The sequence below is a fragment of the Oceanobacillus chungangensis genome, assembly GCF_003369565.1.
In the GTDB taxonomy this organism is placed as follows: domain Bacteria; phylum Bacillota; class Bacilli; order Bacillales; family Amphibacillaceae; genus Oceanobacillus; species Oceanobacillus chungangensis.
The window spans coordinates 76577-97778 of record NZ_PIOD01000011.1; the positions used below are offsets into that span (position 1 = coordinate 76577).

A 21202-nucleotide genomic window follows, 5' to 3' on the forward strand; every position below is an offset into this window, starting at 1 on the left:
AACAAACATTCGTTTGCGATATATTCTTCATTTTGTAAAACTGTTTCAATTCTTTTTGCTTTTTAAGTAAAGATGATAACGATTAGATTATATAAAGTGCGACTTAAGCTTTGGAGACGAGGTGTCTCACGGACCGACCGCTGCGGAAATACACTACGCTTTCCGCGGGCGGCTGGTGAGCCTCTTTGTGCTAACGAAATTCAAGGTCTCACGGAGGCCGTTCCTATTGCTCTATGTCGCATTTTATATCGATTCCGACAATCAGTGCAAAAGGAATGTTAACAAAAATAATTATAGTACACTTATAATAGCCCAGAACACGGTAATAAGTATACTATAATTAAGGGTTGATTGCATTTGCTTGCGATAAAGTCAAATTCAAGTGTAATGATATTTATTTTCATTCGAAGAAAAAGGATGACAGAGCATGTCATCCTAAATCTTACTTTATTTTACTAACACCGAATGGACTACCTTTATGCATAAATCCATAATTACTGTAAAATCATGTTCTTTGAGGTAATGGTACGCCTCTTCGTTAACAATCCCTTGCTGTGCCCAAAAAACTTTTGCATTTGTCATTGTAGCGTCTTTTGCAATTTCTGGCAAATATTCTGGACGTCTAAATACGTTAATTAAATCAAATTCTTCTGGAATATCCTGTAAAGACGCATAAGCTTTCTCGCCTAAAACTTCTACAACTGTAGGATTCACAGGAATTATTCGATACCCATTTTCTTGCATTTTCTTTGATATTTGATAGGAAGTGCGTTCCGGATTATCAGAGAGTCCTACTACAGCAATTGTCTTAGTAGATTCTAATATTTCTTTCAATTTTTCTTTCGATGGATTTTCCCAAGACATTATGGTATCCTCCTTGTAATTATCATAATAACTTCAAATCAATTGGAGAAGTGAAACTAATTTTTCGATATCTATCGTAATTATAGCACACGTTTTTTATTAATTACAAAATAACGGCTATTAGAGTCCAGCTGTGAAGAGTAAATTCGGAGACATTTTTCAGGAAAAATTATTTTTTTATTCTCTCTCCGTGTACTTCATGCTAAAATGAGTAATGAAGTTGGACACTCATTTGATAAAATTAGAAAGTAGGATGTACGATGGAATATATATTATTTGTCATTATCGCGTATCTATTAGGATCCATTCCATCCGCGTTAATTGTTGGAAAAATTGGTTATAAAGTTGATATTCGTGAGCATGGAAGTGGGAATTTAGGTGCCACGAATGCTTTCCGTGTTTTAGGAATAAAGGCTGGAATTATTGTAACATTGGCAGATATTTTAAAGGGGACAATTGCAGTATTAATCCCATTACTTTTTGATGTAGATTTGAATCGCTTAATAATCGGGATCTTCGCGGTTATAGGACATACATATCCGCTTTTTGCTAAATTTAAAGGCGGAAAGGCAGTTGCAACTTCTAGTGGAATTATATTAGGTATAAACCCATTATTATTTATCATTATGATTATTACTTTCATCTTATCATTGTATATCACGAAATATGTTTCCTTATCCTCGATGGTTACAGGAGTAATAAGTACATTGGTTGCTATATTTTTCCAAGATATTAGTCTAATCATTTTAATTGCGCTTCTAACAATTTTTGTTTTTTATCGTCATCGAGAAAATATTAAGCGAATTCGAAACGGAACAGAACCTAAAATTAAATGGATGGGATGATTCAATAAATTGAATCATCCTATTTTTTCGTTTACAATCAAGGAAGTTATAAAGAATACAATTAGCTGGAGATGAAGATCGATTCATGAAATATATATTTATCGGACTAATTAAGTTTTATCGAGCAGTCATAAGCCCCTTCACGCCTGCAACTTGCCGATTCTATCCAACTTGCTCCGAGTATGGATTAGAAGCATTTAAACGATTTGGGGCAATTAAGGGTTTCTATTTAACAATTAAAAGGATTAGTAAATGCCATCCTTTTCACCCGGGTGGAGTCGATTTGGTACCCGAAAAAGAAAAAAATAAATAAGAGAGGAACAATAGCCTCTTCTATTTATTTTTGATTAAATTGAATCGGTTTAACTGCTCCCACTTGCCCTCTTTGCGCAATACTTCTTCTTGATGCACCCCAAATAAATCATAATGTGGATATTGTTCCTTCCTATCGATCCAGTTCTCTTGGAGTCCGTATTTTTTACCCCATGAAATTAATTTTTCTATATCATTACAGCCCACTTTTGTTACAGTAGTACTGTCTGGAAATCTATCATCTTGCCAATAGTGGGTTAAAAAATCAATCTTTCCACTTTTGACATTTTCCTTCCATGTGACTAGTTCTTCTCGTTTTATCCCAAAGGCCATTACAATTCTCCCTTCATACTCTCGATGTATGCTTGATGCCATTCGGGAAAGGATCTCCGCAATGATAGAGGTCTAAAAGTATCTTTCTTAACAATTACATGTTTCGTAGTTCCACTTACCGCTACTTCTCCGTTAGCATCTGTAATATTATACCCATAAGTAGTTCTGAGTCCGTCGTATTCCTCTATCCATGTTTCGACGTATACATCTTCTCCGTATTTCACAGGCTTCTTAAATGAGAGCTGCGCATCGATTACTGGTGATACTACATTTTCTTCTTCAATTTTTGCATAACTTAATCCTAAACTCTCGATGTACTTTGTACGCCCTATTTCAAACCATACTAAATAGTTAGCGTGATAGACAACACCCATTTGATCTGTTTCTTGATATCTTACTTCTATTGGTGTACGAACAATATTCAATCTCTTTCCCCCTATATTTCCTACTCTTCTATTATATTAGCATAAAATGATTAGATAATTGAAAATTGATATTCGTACCTAATAAAACATCTTTAAATCCAGATTATGTAAATTTTAGATTTTATTCAACAGGCCTTTCTCAATGTATAAATTCAACTATGGCTGTCGCACAAGAGTTTACGACAGCCATAGTTTCCAAAGTTATATTAAGATTCATCTTGTATTTCTTCACGCATTACTTCAATGGCTTGTTCTCGGCGTTTATTTTTAGCTATAATTTGTTCTTTTTCTACTCCATCTGAAAACTGCATTGTTTCATTTGCTTCATCCATATTTTCAATCGTATTTTGTATCATACTTTGTAATTTACCGGCATTGTCGCTTCGATCATCTGGGTTTGGTTTTCTAAAGTTATTGGTCATTTTCATTCTCCTTTCTATAATTATTATCATACCAATTGTAATCTAAATTATACGATAAAAAATGTCCCTTTCTTAATACACAAGAAGGGACAACTGGATTAATTTTCATTCACTTTTTTTAATGACTGATTCATCTTCATTTCTAAATTCTGTTCAATTTCATCCATTAATCGACGGTCTTCCAAGATTTGCCTCCGATTTTCTTCAACAAGCTCTTCGAATGTTATTTTCTTTTTCAATGAAATAGTGATTCACTCCTTATCTAGAGCATCCATATTCAATTCGTTCGGTCCCGAATAAAAATTGATTCACTATAGGAAATGCTCTATTTGCTCGACATTGCATCTATTAATAAGCTGATAGATACATGTTTCACATTATTTGGAAGTATCACCATTTTTATCAAAAATTATAATATTAAATCATAATTAATTAAATATTTTTTCATTAATTTAAGGTTTGCAGCATTTCTTCCATATATTCATATGTCATCGGCCCAACCTTCCTAGGCTGCTGGATAATGCCATCTGTTCCGATAAAATAAGTTGTAGGGACCGTATAGACACCATATTCATTGCTTACAACCCCATCTTCATCTATTGGAATCGTATAAGTGTATACAGAATCGTTAATAAAATCTCGTACCTTTTGATCTTTTTCTTTAAAGTTAACCGCAATTACTTCCATCTCATCTTTATGCGCATCGTAAAATTGCTGCATTGCTGGCATTTCTTCTTTACATGGCGGACACCAGGTTGCCCAGAAATTTAATAAAACCTTCTTTCCACGAAGTTCAGATAATTTAAACTGGGTGCCGTCAGCTGCTTCGAGTTCAATATCCGGTGCCAACTCACCAGGTTCAATGCCAACACTTTCTATAGGAGCAATTACTCCGCCTTGAACGCTCGTATCCCCACTAACATCAAATTCATTGCTTATTCGTTCTGTCGTATTTTGTTTATTTTGATCGATAATATTAACGATTAAGATTCCTACCAAAACTAGTAAAATCATTAAACCCGTCATTTTTTTATACATCACTTTCCACCCCGAAATTCATCAATTCTTATGGATATAAATAATATAATTAAATGTTATGGATATTCATGACTTTTGTAAAGGGATTCAACCGATTGTTCTTAAATTATTCGTAAATACGTATCTAATATATTGGCTTGTCCGCTATATTTCTACGATATACCGTAAAAGAAAAGTATTAAAAAAGCGTCCTACTATTATGTAGAACGCTTTTTCTAATTGCTTAGGAAACTATACAATTTGAATGCTGTGGATAACTTAATTAGAGAGAATAGCCACGTCCAGCTCCAGCGTCATGTTATGCTCCCATTCTTTCACGTAAGACCATTTGAAGGATACCCCCATGACGATAGTAATCAATTTCCACATCACTATCGAAACGTGCAATAACTTCAAATTCTGTTGTTTTTCCTGTTTCATCAGTTGCTGTGACTTTTAATAAATCATGTGGTTTAACACTTTCATCAATTTCCACATTAAAGCTTTCTTGGCCTGTTAAGCCAAGTTTCTCAGCATTCTGACCTTTTTGGAATTGCAGTGGTAAAACTCCCATCATTACTAGATTTGAACGGTGAATACGCTCAAAGCTCTCTGCAATAACGGTTTTAATTCCTAATAAGTTCGTACCTTTGGCCGCCCAGTCTCTAGAAGAACCCATACCATAATCTTTTCCACCAAATACTACTAATCCAGTACCAGATTGTTGATACTTCATCGCTGCATCATAGATAGGCATTACTTCTCCTGTTGGCCAGTAAGTTGTATAGCCGCCCTCTGTATTAGGAGCAAGTTTATTCCGAATACGGATATTAGCAAACGTACCGCGCATCATAATTTCATGATTACCCCGACGAGATCCGTAAGAGTTAAAGTTCCTTGGTGACACACCTTTTTCTTGTAAATACTTTCCTGCTGGCATATCTTTTGCAATTGCTCCAGCTGGTGAAATATGGTCAGTAGTGACAGAATCGCCAAATTGGCCGATTGCACGTAAATTGTTTAATGCTTCAACTGTTCCCGCATTTTTCGCCAAACCTTCAAAGAAAGGTGGGTTTTGGATGTAAGTTGAATCTCCATCCCATTCAAATAACGCTTCATCAGTTGTATCAATTTTATTCCATTGCTCATTGGAATTGAACACATTTTCGTATTCTTTACGGAAAATTTCAGGTGTAACTACTTTATTGACTTCTTCTTTAATTTCTTGCATCGATGGCCAAATATCGTGAATATAAACTGGGTTTCCGTCCTTATCCGTACCAATTGCATCTTTCGTTAAATCGATATCAACTGTACCTGCAAGTGCATAAGCGACAACTAATGGTGGAGATGCTAGATAGTTCGCCTTCACTAATGGATGAATTCGTCCTTCAAAGTTACGATTACCAGATAACACAGAAGAGGCTATTAAATCACTTTCCATAATCGCCTTCTCAATTTCCTCGCGTAAAGGACCAGAGTTTCCGATACATGTCGTACAACCATAACCAACTAAATTAAATCCTAATTGATCTAGATAAGATTGTAATCCAGCATCTTCTAAATAACGAGTAACTACTTTTGAACCTGGCGCTAATGATGTTTTTACATATTCCGGTACTTTTAGACCTTTTTCAACGGCTTTTTTCGCTACTAATCCAGCACCTAGCATAACATATGGATTTGATGTATTCGTACAAGATGTAATTGCAGCGATTGCTAGTGATCCAGTTTTCATAACAGATGTATTACCGCTTGGATGTGCGATTGTTACTACTTTGTCAAACTCAGATTTATCCAAGCCATATCCTTGGTTTCCTTCTTTTGCAGTGATTGCTTTATTAAATTCTTTTTGCATATTTGATAATGTAATCAAATCTTGTGGGCGCTTAGGTCCTGAAAGGTTTGGTTCAAGCTCAGAAAGATTAATCTCGATAACCTCTGTATATTCTGGGTCTGCCTGGTCTGAAGAATACCAAAGACCATTTTCTTTACAATATGTTTCAACTAAATCAATTTGTTCTTCACTTCTACCTGTTAAACGTAAATAACTTAGTGATTCCTCGTCTACTGGGAAGAATCCACAAGTTGCACCATATTCAGGAGCCATATTTGAGATTGTTGCACGGTCTGCTAATGGCATATCCTTTAAGCCTGGTCCGAAGTATTCAACAAATTTTCCAACAACATTTTCTGCACGCAGTACTTGCGTTACTTTTAAAGCTAAATCAGTTGCTGTTGTTGCGTCAGGGAAACTACCTGTAAATTTAACACCAATTACTTCTGGCTGCGGGAAATATGAAGGCTGTCCGAGCATCCCTGCCTCTGCTTCAATTCCACCAACACCCCAGCCTAATACACCTAAACCATTAATCATTGTTGTATGTGAATCTGTTCCAACTAATGTATCAGGATATGCATTGTATTCACCATTTTCCTGTTCAATACTATGGACAACATTTGCTAAGTACTCAAGGTTAACTTGGTGAACGATTCCAGTTGCAGGAGGTACTGCTCGATAATTATCAAATGCTTTTTGTGCCCAGTTTAGGAATTCATAGCGCTCAGCATTTCGTTTAAATTCTAAATCCATATTTGCCTGCAATGCATTTGCTGTACCGTATTGATCAACTTGTACTGAATGGTCAATAACAAGATCAACCGGAACCTCAGGGTTTATTTTATTCGGATTTCCACCAAGGTCAACCATTGCTTTGCGTAATGATGCAAGGTCAACAACTGCAGGTACTCCAGTAAAATCTTGAAGGATTACACGCGATGGTTTAAATGGCACATCAACATCCTTAACTTCTTTATTGCCCCACTTTGCTAATGCTTTAACATGTTCATCTGTAATTTGGTGTCCGTCATGTTGTCGTATTACTGATTCTAAGAGCACACGAATCGAAAATGGCAAACGTTCAATATTGCCAATTCCTGCTTCTTCTAATGCTTTTAATTGGTAATAATTATACTTTTTCCCATGTAACTCAAATTGTTTCTTTGCTTGAAATGCATTTTCATTGCTCATGTAAGCTACCCCTTCCAAACTTTCTCACTTTTCATCTTTTCATTAAAATGGTTATAATTACCTAAAATAAAACTATCTTTCAATCTAAGAAACTCAGAAAGCCCCTTCAATATACATCTTATCGTATTCGTTTACATAAAACAATTAAATCTATCATTTCAGTATATATTAAAATATTATGTGTTATGATAAGTTTTTCTTATATAAAAACGCAATTAACGTTTGCCCTCGTTATAATATTTTTATAAAATAAATATAATAGCTGAATTTATTCCCTAGTTGTGAATGAAAACAATTTGGAGTTGTATATCACATCGGGAACGAGAGGATCGTTTGCAAATCATACATAGTAAAAAACTTATATCCATAGGAATAATATCTATCTATTATTTTGGAAATGACAGTTGAAAGGTGCTTCCTCTATCACTATTTTTAAAAATAGATAACACCGCATTATGCCGTTCTAATATTTGCTTTGTAATTAATAAACCTAAACCTGTCCCATTTTTTTTCGTTGTGAAAAATGGTTCTCCTAATTTCTCGAGTATATCTTCTGGAATTCCAGGACCCTCATCCATTATTGAAATTACTACTTTCGTTTCACTGGATACAACACTAACTATAATTTCACCTGGAGTATCCATTGCCTCAATTGCATTTTTGACAAGATTAATTAAGACCTGCTTAATCTGGGATCGATCACAAGTGATATAATCTGATATTGGATTATCAATTACAATTTCGATATTTTTCATTCTCGCTTGCGGCCGAAGTAAACTTACTATATCTTCAATCATACTATTTAAAGATTCTTCATTTCTATCATCCGTAACTGGCTTTGAGAGAAATAACAATTCAGATGTAATTTTCTCCATCTTCTCTATTTCATCTAACATGATATTGTAGTACTCTTCCTTACGACTCACTCCTGCCTGCAGTAACTGCATGAACCCTTTAATTGAGGTCAACGGATTTCTAATCTCATGTGCAACTCCTGCAGCAAGTTGGCCTGCAACAGACATTTTTTCCGATCGAATCATTAGTTCTTCCACTTGCCGTTTATCTGTAATGTCCTTTAGTAGTCCAATATAATAGGAAGTACCACTAGTATCATCCGTTAATTTTTGGATCTTACACTCTGTTGATATATACTTTCCATTTTTGTGGAGTAAATTAATAATAAATTTCTGTCTCTTGTGTATATTTCGATTTAAGTGGTGTGATAGATAATTAACATCTTCCGGATTCATGCGATCATACCATCTAGAACCTATAAGTTCAGACTTATTAATTCCTATTAATCGTTCAATTGCATCAGAAATATACAACATCTTTCCTTTAAGATTCCAAACTGTAATAATTTCATCTCGATTGCATTCGACCCAATTCAACATAAAACTAGGCATTGCAGCAAAATTTAAGTCGTTATCTTTACTATTTTTTACATTAACGGTACTTTGCGATGTACTGCACTTATCTGTATTCTCTGATTTAAATCCTTCAGAATCCATCAAACTCCTCCTTTCTCTGCTCTTTGCCATCTTCTTATTAATCTAGTATATGAAGAATCCGATAAGATATGATACTTGTATGTCTTTAAAAAGACCACTATAATTAAAATATAAAAAATATTACGATTGCATTTTAATTTTATTTATTCGATTACATGTATATTACTATAAAAAATTGCAAAAATACATTAAAAATTTGCGGAAAAGTAATATTTCTGCAAAAATTAAGAAATAGGTGAAATTATGGGGACTTTACTCGTGTTATGGGGATTTTTGTTAATTAGCTTAATGGCAATAGGTGGATTTTTCATGTTTCGTAAATTCCTTAAGAAGCTACCAAAAGAAGATGGAAAATCCGTAATGGATTGGGAAGAATATTATATGGAAAAAACAAAACATATGTGGGATGGTAAGGAGAAAGCCTTACTGGAAGAACTAGTGTCACCTGTTCCGGAACTATTTCGCGATGTTGCCAAACAAACAATTGCTAGTAAAGTTGGGGAAGTATCTCTCGAAAAGAACCAAAAAAGGATAACTCAGGAATCGATTATTGAAGGTTATATTATCGCAACACCAAAACGAGATCATAAATTCCTTAGAAAAAAACTCAAAGAAAAAGAAATTGACATAACGCCGTATGAGCATCTCTTTGAGCTTTCTAAAAGTAATTATCGTGATAATTGGCAATCAAGATACAAGAAAACCAAGGCTTAAATGTAAGTGCAAATTTCGGTTACGTTTATGTAGTGATCATGTTTACCTAAAAAGATATGCAGAAGAAATCTTCTGCATATCTTTTTTAAAATTCTCTTTTAATTTGAAAGTACTGGTAGAGCATAGTAATTCTCCAAGTCAATATCATTCCAAGCGCTAGAAGGAAGAACATGCCACTTGTCTCCCCTACTGAAATATAACTTCCGATTATTAACTTAATAATAATTCGAATGATTAAGAGACTGAATAGAATAAATGGAAATGCTCTTGAAGGAACTAAATATATCTCTCCATCACGAAGTTCAAACTTAGATGTTTTAATTAAAAATATAGAAAAAATGATTCCAACTCCTATTGCTTCAAGTACCTGCATCCATTCAACTCGAAAGACAGGAAGTATAAACATAAACGCGCCAGTACTCATCATTAACGGCGGAAGAATAATTTTTTTCGCTGATGCAGGCCTTTTTGCTGCTCGTAAACGAACAAATATCATGAGAGTTGCCATTATAGCTGCAACGATTGTACTTGCAATTACCCAGAACATGGTTATCACTCTTTCTGATTCCTTAAGCATTCCTTAAGCAATACTAGTCAATTGTGTTCAACACACGACTAATTGTAGCCAATACATTACGCTCATCAAACGGTTTCACAATAAAATCCTTTGCCCCTGCCTCAATAGCTTCAACGACTACCTTTTGTTGCCCCATAGCTGAGCATACAATAATCTTTGCATTAGGATCTAATTTAATTATTTCTTTGATAGCATCAATCCCATTTACAACAGGCATTGTAATATCCATCGTAATTAAGTCAGGACGTAATTCTTTAAAAAGTTTAATAGCCTCTTCACCATTTACCGCTTCACCTATGATTTCATGTGTATCTTTACTTAACATCGCCTGAAGTGTCAGTCTCATGAATTTAGCGTCATCGGCTACTAGTATTTTTGCCATTAAATTTTCCTCCTAATTGTTTCACTACATGTAGCGAATTCAACATTCTTTCGGGAAAATTGCCACAGCTTCAACGATTATTAAAAGCCTGAAAATCCAAACCAACCCGCTAAGAAAGCAGTTAATTTAGTCATCCAGTCAAAAAAGAGTGCAATACCCATAAATATCATAACATATCCACCAATTTTTACTATACTTGTGCTATATTTTTTAACCCAAGTAAATTTCCCAATGAAAAATGATAGTAAAAGAAATGGAATAGAAAAGCCTAGCACGTAAGAAATCATCATGACCATTCCTGATCCCGGATCTGTAACTGCAAGTGAAAGTACAATCGCTAGAATCGGACCAGTACACGGTGTCCAGCCCAATGAGAATGCCATTCCAATAATGAATGAACCGATAAAACCTGCTGGCCGATTTTTAAAACGAATTTTCTTATCCTTCATTAAAAATTCAAAATTAAAAATCCCTACAATTACAAGACCAAAGAAAACGATTAAGATTGCTCCAATCTGTCTAATAACATCCTGGTTGGTTAGTAAAAATGTTGATATATAGGTTGTTGTTGTAAAGCCAATCATTACAAAAATACTCGAAAATCCAAGTAAGAAGAACAGTGTATGTAATAATGCTTTTTTATTTAATTTCTTATTTTCCTCTTTTATTTCACTTAGACTCATCCCAGTTATATAAGATAGGAATACTGGGTAAAGCGGCAAGACACATGGAGATATAAAAGATAAAAATCCTGCTCCGAAAGCAAGAAACACATTAATTTCTGACAAAGAAACTCCCCCTTAATAATCATTCAACTCCTATTATTTTAACAGAAGCAACCCGAGTTATTACGATTTAATTCAACAAATAAGTGAATTTGTTAGAAAATATAGAACTTAGCTAAGCTATTAAGTAACGGTCTTAATATTTTTAAGTAGTGTGCCTTCTTATTCGCCAAGTGATGATGATAAATAGCAATTGATATAAAATGTTATTTATCTTAGTATGGGTGTACTCTCAAACATACCGCTGTTAATACAAAGTATTATTTTTATATCTATTTGGCCATTTTTATTTGTTTGATAAAATATTATTTTTCTTTTTTATAAGCCATTAAAATCACTCCTTAATATATTTATATTATTACTGATCCAAGTGGACAAACCGTTTGTACTAAAAAAGTTTTAATGGACTGACCGATAGAAGTAATTTATTTTACTTCCAGTTACGGTGGCATTTAGAATTCCTTTTACAGTCAAAAATATCTGACATCTTGCTTTTGACTTTGTTTAATTATTTTCTTGTCTAAGCCGTTCCTAAGTCTAGGGCTTCCTTTTTTAAGTTTACAATTTTGTAAACATTAAAAATTAATTATTAATTCAATAATATGCTTTAATGATTGTCATAGTGATACCTAAACTTATAATTGAATTGCCTTTATCGAGATTTACCCCTGAGAGAGCAATTACATATCCTCTATAACTTAAGAAATAATCTCCCTCTTCAATTTGCCTTCGTTACTTTTATGAATTTAAGTTTAATAAATGGTGCATATTTATCAATGTCTATTGTAAAAAAAGCGGCATTTATAATCTACTAAAACTCATCCAACAACGAAAAACCACTCCCTCTGCTAAATTTTTTAACAGAAAAAGTGGTTTGAGTAAAATTAACCAATTTATTGATATAATTGCAAAGAAAGATTAACCAAATGCTATTTTATGTAACGAATAAACTTTGATAAAATTTTATAACCCTTGATACTATTGCTATTTCTTATCAGTTTGATTATTCATTGCACGCATCATTTGATTGATTTTCTTTTGCGATGGCTTTTGACCCATTTGCATCATTAACGTACGAAGCATTTGCTCATTAATTGGTGGATTCTTTTTCATATAGTTCATCATGTATTTTCTCGCTAAGAAAAATCCAAGAGCAACACCAGCAATTAATGCTGCTATAGCAATTAGCACGACCCAAATTACGTCCATTTCTGTATTTCCTCCTTCGTGTTGTCTCTTATACAGTATATTAAATCAGCGTGAAGAATACAATACTAGATTTCCATGATCAGTATTTAGTTTTGATATTGGCGAAATCCAGCCATAATTTACATGCTGATTACCAATTACAAATAATAACGAGTCATATTTTCTTAGTACAGGAAACAAAAATTCTTCCGCATCATGAAGAGACTCACATCGAAAGTTTATACAGTATTTATTTAGATGTAAAGTAATTGACTGTTTTTCATTAAATATTTTTATTTTTGATTGCTCTGTAATATATGAAATAGTTTTCGCAAGGTATTTATTTAAATATAGTTCTATTTTTTTTTGAGTAAATTTATTTGTAATATATAGAAACTGCCCATGTAAATATAGAAGTTCTTTATTCTTTTCATACTCTTTGAGAAAACGATATAATATATCACTTTTATGATAATAATGGTTAGCAATTTCTTCTCTTATCCGATAAATAGAATACTCATACATTAAAATCGCTCCCTTTTAAATCATATTATACATATTCTATTTTCGAAACATGTCAAATTGCATTGCAAACGAACACTAGTTTTGTCGATTAAATAAAAAAAGATGACTCCTAATGGAAATCATCTTGATTGACTATATAATTAATGTTTCTTATTTCTTTCCTGCATATCCCGTACTTTTTGTGGTGTTACATCATTACCAGCTGGATCAATTACCGTCATCGTTTTAAATTGATTTTTAAAGGAGCTTCGTACATTTTTTAAATATGCTTCTCTTAAATCTTTTTGTTCTTGCTTCTCTATGTCAGTTAATCCTTCATTCTTTGCTTTTCTTGCAAGCTCATTAATACGACCCAATTTTTCTTGTGAAAGCATCGATACTATCCTCTCTAAATTAAAATATCAAATAAAAAACAAGAACCTTTTTCCTGCGTTCTTGCTTTTTTAATAGTACTATTTACTTTATTGTTATTCAAGTATTTGATACTCTTGATATCTTCGATGCACCGTAGCTTTTGATACATCATATCCCAGTCCATTTAATACTTTTGTAATCTCTTCAAAGGTAAGTTTATTCTCTTTCAATCTCACTACTTCTTCAATTGGAAACTCAATCCGTTCCCTCCCTGGTGCTTTATCTTGATTCGTAAGATTTTTACTAGGATCATAGCCCGCAGCAACCGCCTTTTTCATCCCTCGTTTAATCTTCATATTGTGAATCTTACGTTGGTATTCCTCCACAACTCCGACGATTTGCAGCACCATAGAATCCGATTCCGAAAGCTCTAACTCACCATCATGTGTAGCAGTGTAAATACGAACATGCAATTTATTTAATTGATGGAATAGTGCAATTTTCGTATTTCCGCGCCCTAATCTAGTTTCATCTTGAATTAGAAGACAGTCCGCCTCGTTCGCAGAAAAATAGTCGAGCATTTGGAAAATACCTTCTCTTTCTATATCATATCCGCTCTGTTTCTCTTCAATACAGTCTACAACCACCATTTGATGTTTAGCAGCTAGATTAAGCAGTTCTTCTTTTTGCCTAACTAGAGATGTTTCTTGCGTAATTTTATCCGTGCTTACGCGACAATATAGTATAGCCCTCACCTTGTAATTCCCCTTAATATAAATAAAATTTATCCACTTATAACCATTGAAAAATATAAAAATCCTAAAGTCAATGCAAAAGCAACTAAATAAAATATATCTGTTTTTGTAATTTTTTCAAACATATAAATTCCTCCCTAATTGGTTTTACAGAACCTCTGTTCGTTATTTGTTAAATTTATTATCACACGAACATATGGTCTTGTCAACAATTTTTTCGAACGAATGTTTGCTTGTTTATATATAAAATGATAAACTATTAATAATAAATCCTATGTGTGAGGTGTATAAATGATGACAAAACTTTCAAATAGACAACAAATGATACTCGATTTCATAAAAAATGAAGTTAATAGCAAAGGTTATCCGCCGTCCGTTCGGGAAATTGCAGTAGCTGTTGGACTTGCATCAAGCTCTACTGTTCATGGTCATCTTGAGAGATTAGAGAGTAAAGGCTTTATTAGACGAGATCCTACGAAACCGAGAGCAATAGAAATACTTGATGATGCTGAAGAAAGTAACATACCGAAAGATATTGCACGCTATGCACCTGTAATCGGGAAGGTTACTGCCGGTATTCCAATTACGGCAGTAGAGAATATTGAGGAATTCATTCCACTTCCTAGTTCTACTTCAAGCCCTGATGATAATCTATTTGTCTTAGTAATTGATGGGGAAAGTATGATAGAGGCAGGAATACTAGACCGAGATATGGTAATTGTCAAACAACAAAATACAGCAAATAACGGGGATATTGTTGTTGCAATGACAGAGGACAATGAAGCAACTGTAAAACGATTCTTTAAAGAGAAGAACCATATCCGACTACAACCGGAAAATGCAACAATGGAACCACTTTTTTATGAAAATGTCAGCATACTCGGCAAAGTCATTGGCTTATATCGAAATATACATTAATAAAACAAAAAACTTCGAGCAAGGGCATTGCCCTCATTCGAAGTTTTTCTATTTATAAGATACGAATTAGTACTGCGTAATATACTGTTCTCGTTCCCATGGATGTACTTGAGTTTTAAACATTTCCCATTCAATCTCTTTCGCTTCAACAAAATTCTCAAATAGATGATTGCCTAGTGAGCTTACTACGACCTCATCTTTCTTTAATAACTCTAGTGCATTTGCTAGCGTACTTGGTAAATCTTCTACACCATTCTCTTCACGTTCTTCTTTCGTCATTACATAAATGTTACGATCGACAGCATGTGGTGCTACTAGATTATTTTCTACTCCATCTAAACCAGATGCTAGTAATACAGCAAGTGCCATATATGGATTTGCTGCTGGGTCAACACTTCGTACTTCAACACGAGTACTTAATCCACGAGAGCTCGGAATTCGCAGTAATGGACTACGGTTTGATCCTGACCAAGCTACATAGCATGGCGCTTCATAACCTGGAACTAATCGCTTATATGAATTTACTATTGGATTCGTTACAGCTGTAAATCCAGTTGCATGCTTCATAATTCCTGCGATGAATTGATATGCAACATCACTTAATTGCATTTCCCCGTTTTCATCTAAAAAGACATTTTTACCGTCTTTAAACATTGACATGTTTACATGCATCCCAGATCCAGCTACACCGAATAACGGCTTCGGCATAAAGGTTGCATGAAGGTTATACTTCCTTGCAATCGTTTTTACTACCAATTTAAAGGTTTGAATATCATCTGCATGTTTTACTGCATTGGAATATTTAAAGTCGATTTCATGCTGTCCAGGAGCTACTTCGTGATGGGATGCTTCGATTTCAAATCCCATTTCTTCAAGTTCTAATACTATATCACGACGGCAGTTTTCTCCAAGATCAGTAGGAGCTAAGTCGAAATAACCACCATGATCATTAAGCTCTAGTGATGGATCACCATTTTGGTCTAGTTTAAACAAGAAAAACTCCGGTTCCGCACCGATATTAAAAGTATCGAATCCTAATTCTTCCATTTTCTTTAAATTACGTTTTAAATTATATCTTGGGCAGCCTTCGAAAGGTGTTCCATCAGGATTATAAATATCACAAATAAATCTTGCTACTTTTCCTTTCTCAGATGTCCATGGGAATACAACGAAGGTATCTAAATCTGGATATAAATACATGTCTGACTCTTCAATCCGTACAAAACCTTCAATGGAAGAGCCATCAAACATCATTTTATTCGATAATGCTTTATCTAATTGGCTTAAAGGAATTTCCACATTTTTAATGCTTCCGAACATATCTGTGAATTGCAGTCTAATGAATCGCACATTTTCTTCTTTAATTTTTTTAATAATCGCTTCTTTCGTAAACTGTCCCACTAAATTTCCTCCTTGAGTAATAATTAGAAAACTAAGGTTTAACTAAGCCTTTCGATGACTGCCTTAGTTGCACTTATGTAGTAAGAAAATTTTTATACTTTCTTAACTACCAAAAATACTTGCTCAAATACATCATAAATGATTAACGATTGACAAAAAACCTTGATAGCTCACCTTGTCTAATGCTTACTTTTCCATTCATACCAACATGGTTCAGCTCCGCTCGCAAAATATTTCGAAGTTCTCTGTCCGTTAAATCAGTTTTTGCTACCTGCACTTTCACTTCTTGCTTAAGTTCCTCTTGCAGCATAATTTTTATACCCGCTAGATTAAGTCCATTATCCAATAGATTTTTTATCTCTAGCAGTTTATCAACATCATTAAATGAAAATAATCGTTGATTACCGGCTGTTCGTTCTGGAGATATTAATTCATGTTCTTCATAATATCTAATTTGACGAGCAGTAAGTTCGGTCAATTTCATGACAATGCCAATTGAAAACAAAGGCATTGAACGACGATCTTGATCATTCAAACCATTACCCCCAACTAATTGATAGGTAAATTATATTGTATGTAAGGTTTGCTGTCAAACATTTGTTAGATTACCTAACATAGAATTTTAAACGTATTTACGAAAAGAATTTACGCTATGCTAAATAATTTTCAGTAGTGTTGATACGTTACAGCTAATTTAGGAGTCTTTGCCGCTTCGATATCGAAAGATTACGCTCAATATCACCGAGAAGTGTTTCATAACAGGAAGTAAAAATCTTCTACATACTGCGCCTTGAAAAATAAACCATTTAAAAAAAGAGCCGTTAAGACTCTTTAGTTATATTCCCTACTTTAATTTTATAAAACCTTGTTTTATAAGACTTTTTACTGATTCGATTAATGCTATTTTCACATGTTCATATGTGAGGCCCCCCTGAACAAAGGCTGTATATGGGGCACGGATCGGACCATCTGCTGATAATTCAATACTTGAGCCTTGAATAAACGTACCTGCAGCCATAATTACTTTGTCCTCATAGCCAGGCATTTCACTTGGATATGGAGTTACATAAGAATTAACTGGGGAATTCCTTTGGATTGCTTGACAGAATGCAACCATTTGCTCGGCATTAGGAAAAGTCACCGATTGAATTAAATCTGTTCGATTCGCTTGATAATGTGGTGACGTTTTAAAACCAACCAATTCAAGAAATCTAGCTGTAAATACTGCACCTTTTAATGCTTGTCCAACGATATGAGGTGCTAGAAATAGCCCTTGATACATTTCTTGCAGCATATTGAATGTTGCTCCAGTTTCTTTGCCTAGACCTGGGGCAGTGAGGCGATTGCCACATTGCATAATCAAATCTTCTCTTCCTACAATATAACCACCAGCTCGAACAATCCCACCACCTGGATTTTTTATTAGTGATCCAGCCATAATATCTACGCCGACATGAAGAGGTTCCTGTTCTTCTACAAATTCACCGTAGCAATTATCTACAAAAATAATAATTTCGGGATTTATCTCCTTAACAAATCGAACCATTTCTGCAATTTCTTTAATTGTAAAAGATGGACGGTCATCATATCCTTTAGAACGCTGGATACCAATTACCTTAGTATCAGCTGTAATTGCTCTTTGAACTGCCGGAAAGTCTACCGCTCCAGCATCATTTAAACGTACTTCTTGATACTTTATATCGTAATCTTTTAATGAACCAGCATTGTTTCCTCTGATGCCAATTACTTCTTCCAACGTATCATAAGGTTTTCCGGTAATATAAATAAGCTCATCATTTGGACGTAATAAACCAAATAGTGTTGTTGCAATTGCATGCGTGCCTGAAACAATTTGCGGACGAACGAGCGCATCTTCTCCACCGAATACATCAGCATAAACCGATTCTAACGCATCACGCCCAAGGTCATCATAGCCGTAACCTGTTGTCGAACTAAAATGACTATCACTTATCCGGTTATTAATAAATGCATCAAGCACTCGTTTTTGAGTTTTTTCAACGATTTCATTTATTTTTTGGTGCTCATTACTGCAATCTAATTCTGCTTGCTTCACTATTTCTTCAATCATGTTAATATTTTCTCCTCTTTTGCTTATTGCATTTATTTAATCAAATAATTTATCGGGTGTTCTTTGCGAACATAGCCCTGTATTACGTATTTATTCCTTGCCTCATCAAATTTCTTATCTGTGATGATCGTTTCCCGCTCAAGCTTAGAGAGCAATTTCCCCTTATCTGGATCCAGCTCTACTGCATAGCTTTCCCATAACTCCTTAAGAAGCTCTTCTATTTTCAGCAGGACACGCTTTACATCATCTTCATCGTTCGCACTAATAATAAGGTATGGATGATTCATCGGTATGACAGTCTCTTTAAGTAAATCCTTTTTATTATAAATTGTGAGCACTGGTATTTGCTGTGCGTCTAGATCCTCTAGTAATTTTAATACCGTATTCTGTTGCTGTACTTGATCCTCATGTGATCCATCAACAACATGCAGCAGCAGATTTGCAGCTGAAACCTCTTCTAATGTCGAACGGAAGGATGCAATTAAAGATGTTGGTAGTTCTTGTAGAAAACCAACTGTATCTGTAATCAACGCTTGAAATCCCGAATCAAGCTGCAATTTTCTCGTTAGTGGATCAAGGGTAGCGAATAGTTTATTCTCCTCTAATGTATTGCTCGCCGTTAATCGATTGAATAGGGTAGATTTTCCGGCATTGGTATAGCCAACAACAGCAATCTGGAATACTTCATTAACTTTCCTTCGCTTTCTGTACTGTTCGCGTGTACGGACTACTAATTTTAACTTTTGTTTAATGTCATGAATCTTATTCTTAATATGTCGTCGGTCTGTTTCTAATTTCGTTTCCCCCGGTCCTCTTGTCCCGATTCCCGCTCCAAGTCTAGACATGGCGATCCCTTGCCCCTGGAGCCTCGGCAATAAATATTCCAATTGCGCTAGCTCGACCTGCAATTTCCCTTCCTTCGTTCGCGCACGCTGCGCGAATATATCTAGGATTAACTGACTCCGGTCAATGATTCGGACCTCGAACCGATTACCTAAATTTCTTAATTGACCTGGAGATAGCTCATCATTAGAAATTACGAGGTCAATTTCTAATGCATCAATTTCTTCCTTTATTTCTTTAATTTTCCCTTCTCCTATATATGTAGCCGGATGAATCCTACTTCGATTTTGTGTAATGACACTTTTAACTGTACCACCCGCCGTCTTGCTTAGTGAAACAAGTTCATCTAGAGAAGATAAAAATCGCTCTTCGTGCTCACCCTCGTTTTTAACTGCTATAATTAGGATTCTTTCTTCGGACATTTAACAACCTCTTTCTTATGACGAGCTGATCGTACTCGCTCGTCATGATTTATATGAAATCATCTTATATGTACCCTGTTTATTCCTTCATCATAACAAAAAACACAATGTTTACAAAGTTAGAGCGAGTGAATGAATCCTCAGCGACGAATCATCACTGAGGATTTTTCTATGTGTTTTTCCTACTAGTTCCAAAAATTCGTTAGCTATTCAATCATCCATTTGTAAATCTTTTGCCGTAATATTTGTTAAGTTTTCTGTCGTAAACCGTTCCTCCTGAATCAACCTTACAGCATGCATTCGTATTGCTCGCTCGATTATGTTACGCACATAGCGGGCATTGGAAAAATTCCGTATGCCTCCACCTGTTTTTTTATCTAGATGATTCCGTAGTTCCCATTCTGCTTCTTTAGTAAATTGATATTCTCTTTCTCCTACCATTTGTTTAGCAATATCTAATAATTGATCGACGCCGTAATCCTCAAAATTCAAGATAAACGGGAATCTAGATTGCAGACCAGGATTTAGTAATAAAAATTTATCCATTTCATGAGGATATCCTGCAAGAATCAACACTAAGTCGTTATGATGATCCTCCATGTGCTTCACTAAAGTATCAATCGCTTCCTTACCAAAATCCTTTTCTCCACCTCTTGCCAAGGAATATGCTTCATCTATAAAAAGAATACCACCCATTGCTTTCTGAATGATTGCGCGCGTTTTTTGCGCGGTTTGACCAATGTATTCTCCAACCAAATCTGCTCTTTCAGCTTCAACAAAATGCCCTTTTGATAATATATTCATATTAAAATATACCTTGGCAAGTTTTCTCGCTACAGTAGTCTTACCTGTGCCGGGATTACCTTTGAAAAGCATATGGAGTACCTGCTTCGAACTATTTAACCCTAACTCCTTCCGCTTCTCATTGATTACGATTGTCGCATAAATCTCTTTTATTGTTTTTTTAAATTTATCCATGCCAATAAATGACGAAAATTCTCGATCAATTGCTTTATATTGTTCATTTTTACTAAATTCGAATGGATTGTTATGCACATCACTCGGTTTCTTATTAGCATTATGCAAAATAATATTTATTTGACCATTTCGATTACGGTTCAATTGTGATTCCACGTTATCACCCCTCTAGTCAACCTTAGTATACGCACAAAGGAAAAAAGTTGTGACAAACGCCTAGTATTTATCCAATTGAAAACGGACGCCAATAAAAGCGTCCGTTAGCCACTTACTCATTTTCTAATGATACATTTTTAACTGGAGCGAAGGTTGAAATAGCATGTTTAAATATAAGCTGTTGCTTCCCATCGGTTTCAAGTAACACTGTGAAATTGTCAAAAGCCTTCACAGTCCCCCTTAACTGGAAACCATTGGTAAGGAATATAGTTACTGAAATATGATGCTTTCTTAATTGATTTAAATACTGATCTTGGACATTCACAGTTTGCGCCATCGTACTTCCTCCTCTATT

The 21202-nt window shown here is 34.6% G+C and carries 25 protein-coding genes; 4 read left to right on the forward strand and 21 right to left on the reverse strand.

The window, feature by feature from the left end; genetic code table 11:
• Nucleotides 1-447: 447 nt before the first annotated feature.
• Complete coding sequence (locus CWR45_RS10440) at nucleotides 448-864, reverse strand: CoA-binding protein (protein WP_115749807.1); 417 nt, start codon at nucleotides 862-864, stop codon at nucleotides 448-450.
• A gap of 260 nt (nucleotides 865-1124) precedes the next feature.
• Here CWR45_RS10440 and plsY point away from each other — a divergent pair, with 260 nt between their 5' ends.
• Nucleotides 1125-1709 carry a glycerol-3-phosphate 1-O-acyltransferase PlsY gene (gene plsY, locus CWR45_RS10445; protein WP_115749808.1) on the forward strand — a complete coding sequence of 195 codons (585 nt, stop codon included), beginning with the start codon at nucleotides 1125-1127 and terminating at the stop codon, nucleotides 1707-1709.
• Between the two features lie 85 nt (nucleotides 1710-1794).
• Nucleotides 1795-2022, forward strand: a complete 228-nt coding sequence (gene yidD, locus CWR45_RS10450; RefSeq protein ID WP_115749809.1) for a membrane protein insertion efficiency factor YidD — start codon at nucleotides 1795-1797, stop codon at nucleotides 2020-2022.
• 20 nt (nucleotides 2023-2042) lie between these two features.
• Here the strand turns inward: yidD and CWR45_RS10455 are convergent, their stop codons facing one another.
• The 7 genes from CWR45_RS10455 to CWR45_RS10485 all read right to left on the reverse strand — a co-directional run bounded on the left by CWR45_RS10455 (nucleotide 2043) and on the right by CWR45_RS10485 (nucleotide 8760).
• On the reverse strand, nucleotides 2043-2354 hold the full coding sequence (locus CWR45_RS10455; protein WP_115749810.1) for a hypothetical protein: 312 nt from the start codon (nucleotides 2352-2354) through the stop codon (nucleotides 2043-2045).
• Nucleotides 2354-2779 (reverse strand): acyl-CoA thioesterase, encoded by a 426-nt coding sequence (locus CWR45_RS10460; RefSeq protein ID WP_115749811.1) that lies wholly within the window; start codon nucleotides 2777-2779, stop codon nucleotides 2354-2356. The genes CWR45_RS10455 and CWR45_RS10460 overlap by 1 nt, the downstream gene beginning before the upstream one ends.
• A gap of 206 nt (nucleotides 2780-2985) precedes the next feature.
• A complete protein-coding gene (tlp, locus tag CWR45_RS10465; RefSeq protein ID WP_115749812.1) occupies nucleotides 2986-3201 on the reverse strand; it encodes a small acid-soluble spore protein Tlp in 216 nt (71 codons plus the stop codon).
• 98 nt (nucleotides 3202-3299) lie between these two features.
• Nucleotides 3300-3440, reverse strand: a complete 141-nt coding sequence (locus CWR45_RS10470; RefSeq protein ID WP_425453618.1) for an FbpB family small basic protein — start codon at nucleotides 3438-3440, stop codon at nucleotides 3300-3302.
• Between the two features lie 208 nt (nucleotides 3441-3648).
• Nucleotides 3649-4239 carry a TlpA family protein disulfide reductase gene (locus tag CWR45_RS10475; RefSeq protein ID WP_115749814.1) on the reverse strand — a complete coding sequence of 197 codons (591 nt, stop codon included), beginning with the start codon at nucleotides 4237-4239 and terminating at the stop codon, nucleotides 3649-3651.
• Between the two features lie 298 nt (nucleotides 4240-4537).
• Nucleotides 4538-7249: an aconitate hydratase AcnA gene (gene acnA / locus CWR45_RS10480; protein ID WP_115749815.1), complete on the reverse strand. Its 2712-nt coding sequence runs from the start codon at nucleotides 7247-7249 to the stop codon at nucleotides 4538-4540.
• Between the two features lie 386 nt (nucleotides 7250-7635).
• On the reverse strand, nucleotides 7636-8760 hold the full coding sequence (locus CWR45_RS10485; protein WP_245975407.1) for an ATP-binding protein: 1125 nt from the start codon (nucleotides 8758-8760) through the stop codon (nucleotides 7636-7638).
• A 243-nt stretch (nucleotides 8761-9003) separates the two neighbouring features.
• Between CWR45_RS10485 and CWR45_RS10490 the strand changes: the two genes are divergently transcribed.
• The gene (locus tag CWR45_RS10490) at nucleotides 9004-9474 is read left to right on the forward strand and encodes a DUF2621 family protein (RefSeq protein WP_115749816.1); all 471 of its coding nucleotides are present in this window, start codon (nucleotides 9004-9006) and stop codon (nucleotides 9472-9474) included.
• Between the two features lie 85 nt (nucleotides 9475-9559).
• Here the strand turns inward: CWR45_RS10490 and CWR45_RS10495 are convergent, their stop codons facing one another.
• From CWR45_RS10495 to CWR45_RS10525, 7 genes are all read right to left on the reverse strand, one after another.
• Nucleotides 9560-10021 carry a CcdC family protein gene (locus CWR45_RS10495; protein WP_115749817.1) on the reverse strand — a complete coding sequence of 154 codons (462 nt, stop codon included), beginning with the start codon at nucleotides 10019-10021 and terminating at the stop codon, nucleotides 9560-9562.
• Nucleotides 10022-10064: 43 nt separating this feature from the next.
• Nucleotides 10065-10433: a response regulator gene (locus CWR45_RS10500; protein WP_115749818.1), complete on the reverse strand. Its 369-nt coding sequence runs from the start codon at nucleotides 10431-10433 to the stop codon at nucleotides 10065-10067.
• An 80-nt stretch (nucleotides 10434-10513) separates the two neighbouring features.
• Nucleotides 10514-11221 (reverse strand): cytochrome c biogenesis CcdA family protein, encoded by a 708-nt coding sequence (locus CWR45_RS10505; protein WP_115749819.1) that lies wholly within the window; start codon nucleotides 11219-11221, stop codon nucleotides 10514-10516.
• 981 nt (nucleotides 11222-12202) lie between these two features.
• Nucleotides 12203-12427: a YneF family protein gene (locus CWR45_RS10510; protein WP_114916459.1), complete on the reverse strand. Its 225-nt coding sequence runs from the start codon at nucleotides 12425-12427 to the stop codon at nucleotides 12203-12205.
• Between the two features lie 45 nt (nucleotides 12428-12472).
• Nucleotides 12473-12931 carry a sporulation inhibitor of replication protein SirA gene (gene sirA, locus CWR45_RS10515; protein ID WP_115749820.1) on the reverse strand — a complete coding sequence of 153 codons (459 nt, stop codon included), beginning with the start codon at nucleotides 12929-12931 and terminating at the stop codon, nucleotides 12473-12475.
• A 140-nt stretch (nucleotides 12932-13071) separates the two neighbouring features.
• Nucleotides 13072-13305, reverse strand: a complete 234-nt coding sequence (locus CWR45_RS10520) for a DUF896 domain-containing protein (RefSeq protein WP_115749821.1) — start codon at nucleotides 13303-13305, stop codon at nucleotides 13072-13074.
• Nucleotides 13306-13398: 93 nt separating this feature from the next.
• A complete protein-coding gene (locus CWR45_RS10525; protein WP_115749822.1) occupies nucleotides 13399-14040 on the reverse strand; it encodes a YneB family resolvase-like protein in 642 nt (213 codons plus the stop codon).
• Between the two features lie 294 nt (nucleotides 14041-14334).
• Here CWR45_RS10525 and lexA point away from each other — a divergent pair, with 294 nt between their 5' ends.
• Nucleotides 14335-14958 (forward strand): transcriptional repressor LexA, encoded by a 624-nt coding sequence (gene lexA / locus CWR45_RS10530; RefSeq protein ID WP_115749823.1) that lies wholly within the window; start codon nucleotides 14335-14337, stop codon nucleotides 14956-14958.
• Nucleotides 14959-15024: 66 nt separating this feature from the next.
• Here lexA and glnA read toward each other — a convergent pair whose 3' ends face one another.
• From glnA to hfq, 6 genes are all read right to left on the reverse strand, one after another.
• Nucleotides 15025-16359, reverse strand: a complete 1335-nt coding sequence (gene glnA / locus CWR45_RS10535) for a type I glutamate--ammonia ligase (protein ID WP_115749824.1) — start codon at nucleotides 16357-16359, stop codon at nucleotides 15025-15027.
• A gap of 142 nt (nucleotides 16360-16501) precedes the next feature.
• A complete protein-coding gene (locus CWR45_RS10540) occupies nucleotides 16502-16870 on the reverse strand; it encodes a MerR family transcriptional regulator (protein ID WP_115750094.1) in 369 nt (122 codons plus the stop codon).
• A 333-nt stretch (nucleotides 16871-17203) separates the two neighbouring features.
• Nucleotides 17204-18475 (reverse strand): methionine gamma-lyase family protein, encoded by a 1272-nt coding sequence (locus CWR45_RS10545; RefSeq protein WP_425453621.1) that lies wholly within the window; start codon nucleotides 18473-18475, stop codon nucleotides 17204-17206.
• Between the two features lie 5 nt (nucleotides 18476-18480).
• Complete coding sequence (gene hflX, locus CWR45_RS10550) at nucleotides 18481-19713, reverse strand: GTPase HflX (protein WP_115749826.1); 1233 nt, start codon at nucleotides 19711-19713, stop codon at nucleotides 18481-18483.
• Between the two features lie 210 nt (nucleotides 19714-19923).
• A complete protein-coding gene (gene spoVK, locus CWR45_RS10555; protein WP_115749827.1) occupies nucleotides 19924-20847 on the reverse strand; it encodes a stage V sporulation protein K in 924 nt (307 codons plus the stop codon).
• A gap of 112 nt (nucleotides 20848-20959) precedes the next feature.
• Nucleotides 20960-21184: an RNA chaperone Hfq gene (gene hfq / locus CWR45_RS10560; protein ID WP_115749828.1), complete on the reverse strand. Its 225-nt coding sequence runs from the start codon at nucleotides 21182-21184 to the stop codon at nucleotides 20960-20962.
• Nucleotides 21185-21202 lie beyond the last annotated feature (18 nt).

Bases quoted from the DNA above. Each gene is read 5' to 3' on its own strand.
- hflX (WP_115749826.1), bottom strand. From the start codon at position 19,713: ATGTCCGAAGAAAGAATCCTAATTATAGCAGTTAAAAACGAGGGTGAG.
- CWR45_RS10520 (WP_115749821.1), bottom strand. From the start codon at position 13,305: ATGCTTTCACAAGAAAAATTGGGTCGTATTAATGAGCTTGCAAGAAAA.
- acnA (WP_115749815.1), bottom strand. From the start codon at position 7,249: ATGAGCAATGAAAATGCATTTCAAGCAAAGAAACAATTTGAGTTACAT.
- CWR45_RS10490 (WP_115749816.1), top strand. From the start codon at position 9,004: ATGGGGACTTTACTCGTGTTATGGGGATTTTTGTTAATTAGCTTAATG.
- tlp (WP_115749812.1), bottom strand. From the start codon at position 3,201: ATGACCAATAACTTTAGAAAACCAAACCCAGATGATCGAAGCGACAAT.
- CWR45_RS10475 (WP_115749814.1), bottom strand. From the start codon at position 4,239: ATGTATAAAAAAATGACGGGTTTAATGATTTTACTAGTTTTGGTAGGA.
- lexA (WP_115749823.1), top strand. From the start codon at position 14,335: ATGACAAAACTTTCAAATAGACAACAAATGATACTCGATTTCATAAAA.
- yidD (WP_115749809.1), top strand. From the start codon at position 1,795: ATGAAATATATATTTATCGGACTAATTAAGTTTTATCGAGCAGTCATA.
- CWR45_RS10485 (WP_245975407.1), bottom strand. From the start codon at position 8,760: ATGGATTCTGAAGGATTTAAATCAGAGAATACAGATAAGTGCAGTACA.
- CWR45_RS10455 (WP_115749810.1), bottom strand. From the start codon at position 2,354: ATGGCCTTTGGGATAAAACGAGAAGAACTAGTCACATGGAAGGAAAAT.
- CWR45_RS10540 (WP_115750094.1), bottom strand. From the start codon at position 16,870: ATGCCTTTGTTTTCAATTGGCATTGTCATGAAATTGACCGAACTTACT.
- hfq (WP_115749828.1), bottom strand. From the start codon at position 21,184: ATGGCGCAAACTGTGAATGTCCAAGATCAGTATTTAAATCAATTAAGA.
- plsY (WP_115749808.1), top strand. From the start codon at position 1,125: ATGGAATATATATTATTTGTCATTATCGCGTATCTATTAGGATCCATT.
- sirA (WP_115749820.1), bottom strand. From the start codon at position 12,931: ATGTATGAGTATTCTATTTATCGGATAAGAGAAGAAATTGCTAACCAT.
- CWR45_RS10495 (WP_115749817.1), bottom strand. From the start codon at position 10,021: ATGTTCTGGGTAATTGCAAGTACAATCGTTGCAGCTATAATGGCAACT.
- CWR45_RS10510 (WP_114916459.1), bottom strand. From the start codon at position 12,427: ATGGACGTAATTTGGGTCGTGCTAATTGCTATAGCAGCATTAATTGCT.
- CWR45_RS10500 (WP_115749818.1), bottom strand. From the start codon at position 10,433: ATGGCAAAAATACTAGTAGCCGATGACGCTAAATTCATGAGACTGACA.
- CWR45_RS10440 (WP_115749807.1), bottom strand. From the start codon at position 864: ATGTCTTGGGAAAATCCATCGAAAGAAAAATTGAAAGAAATATTAGAA.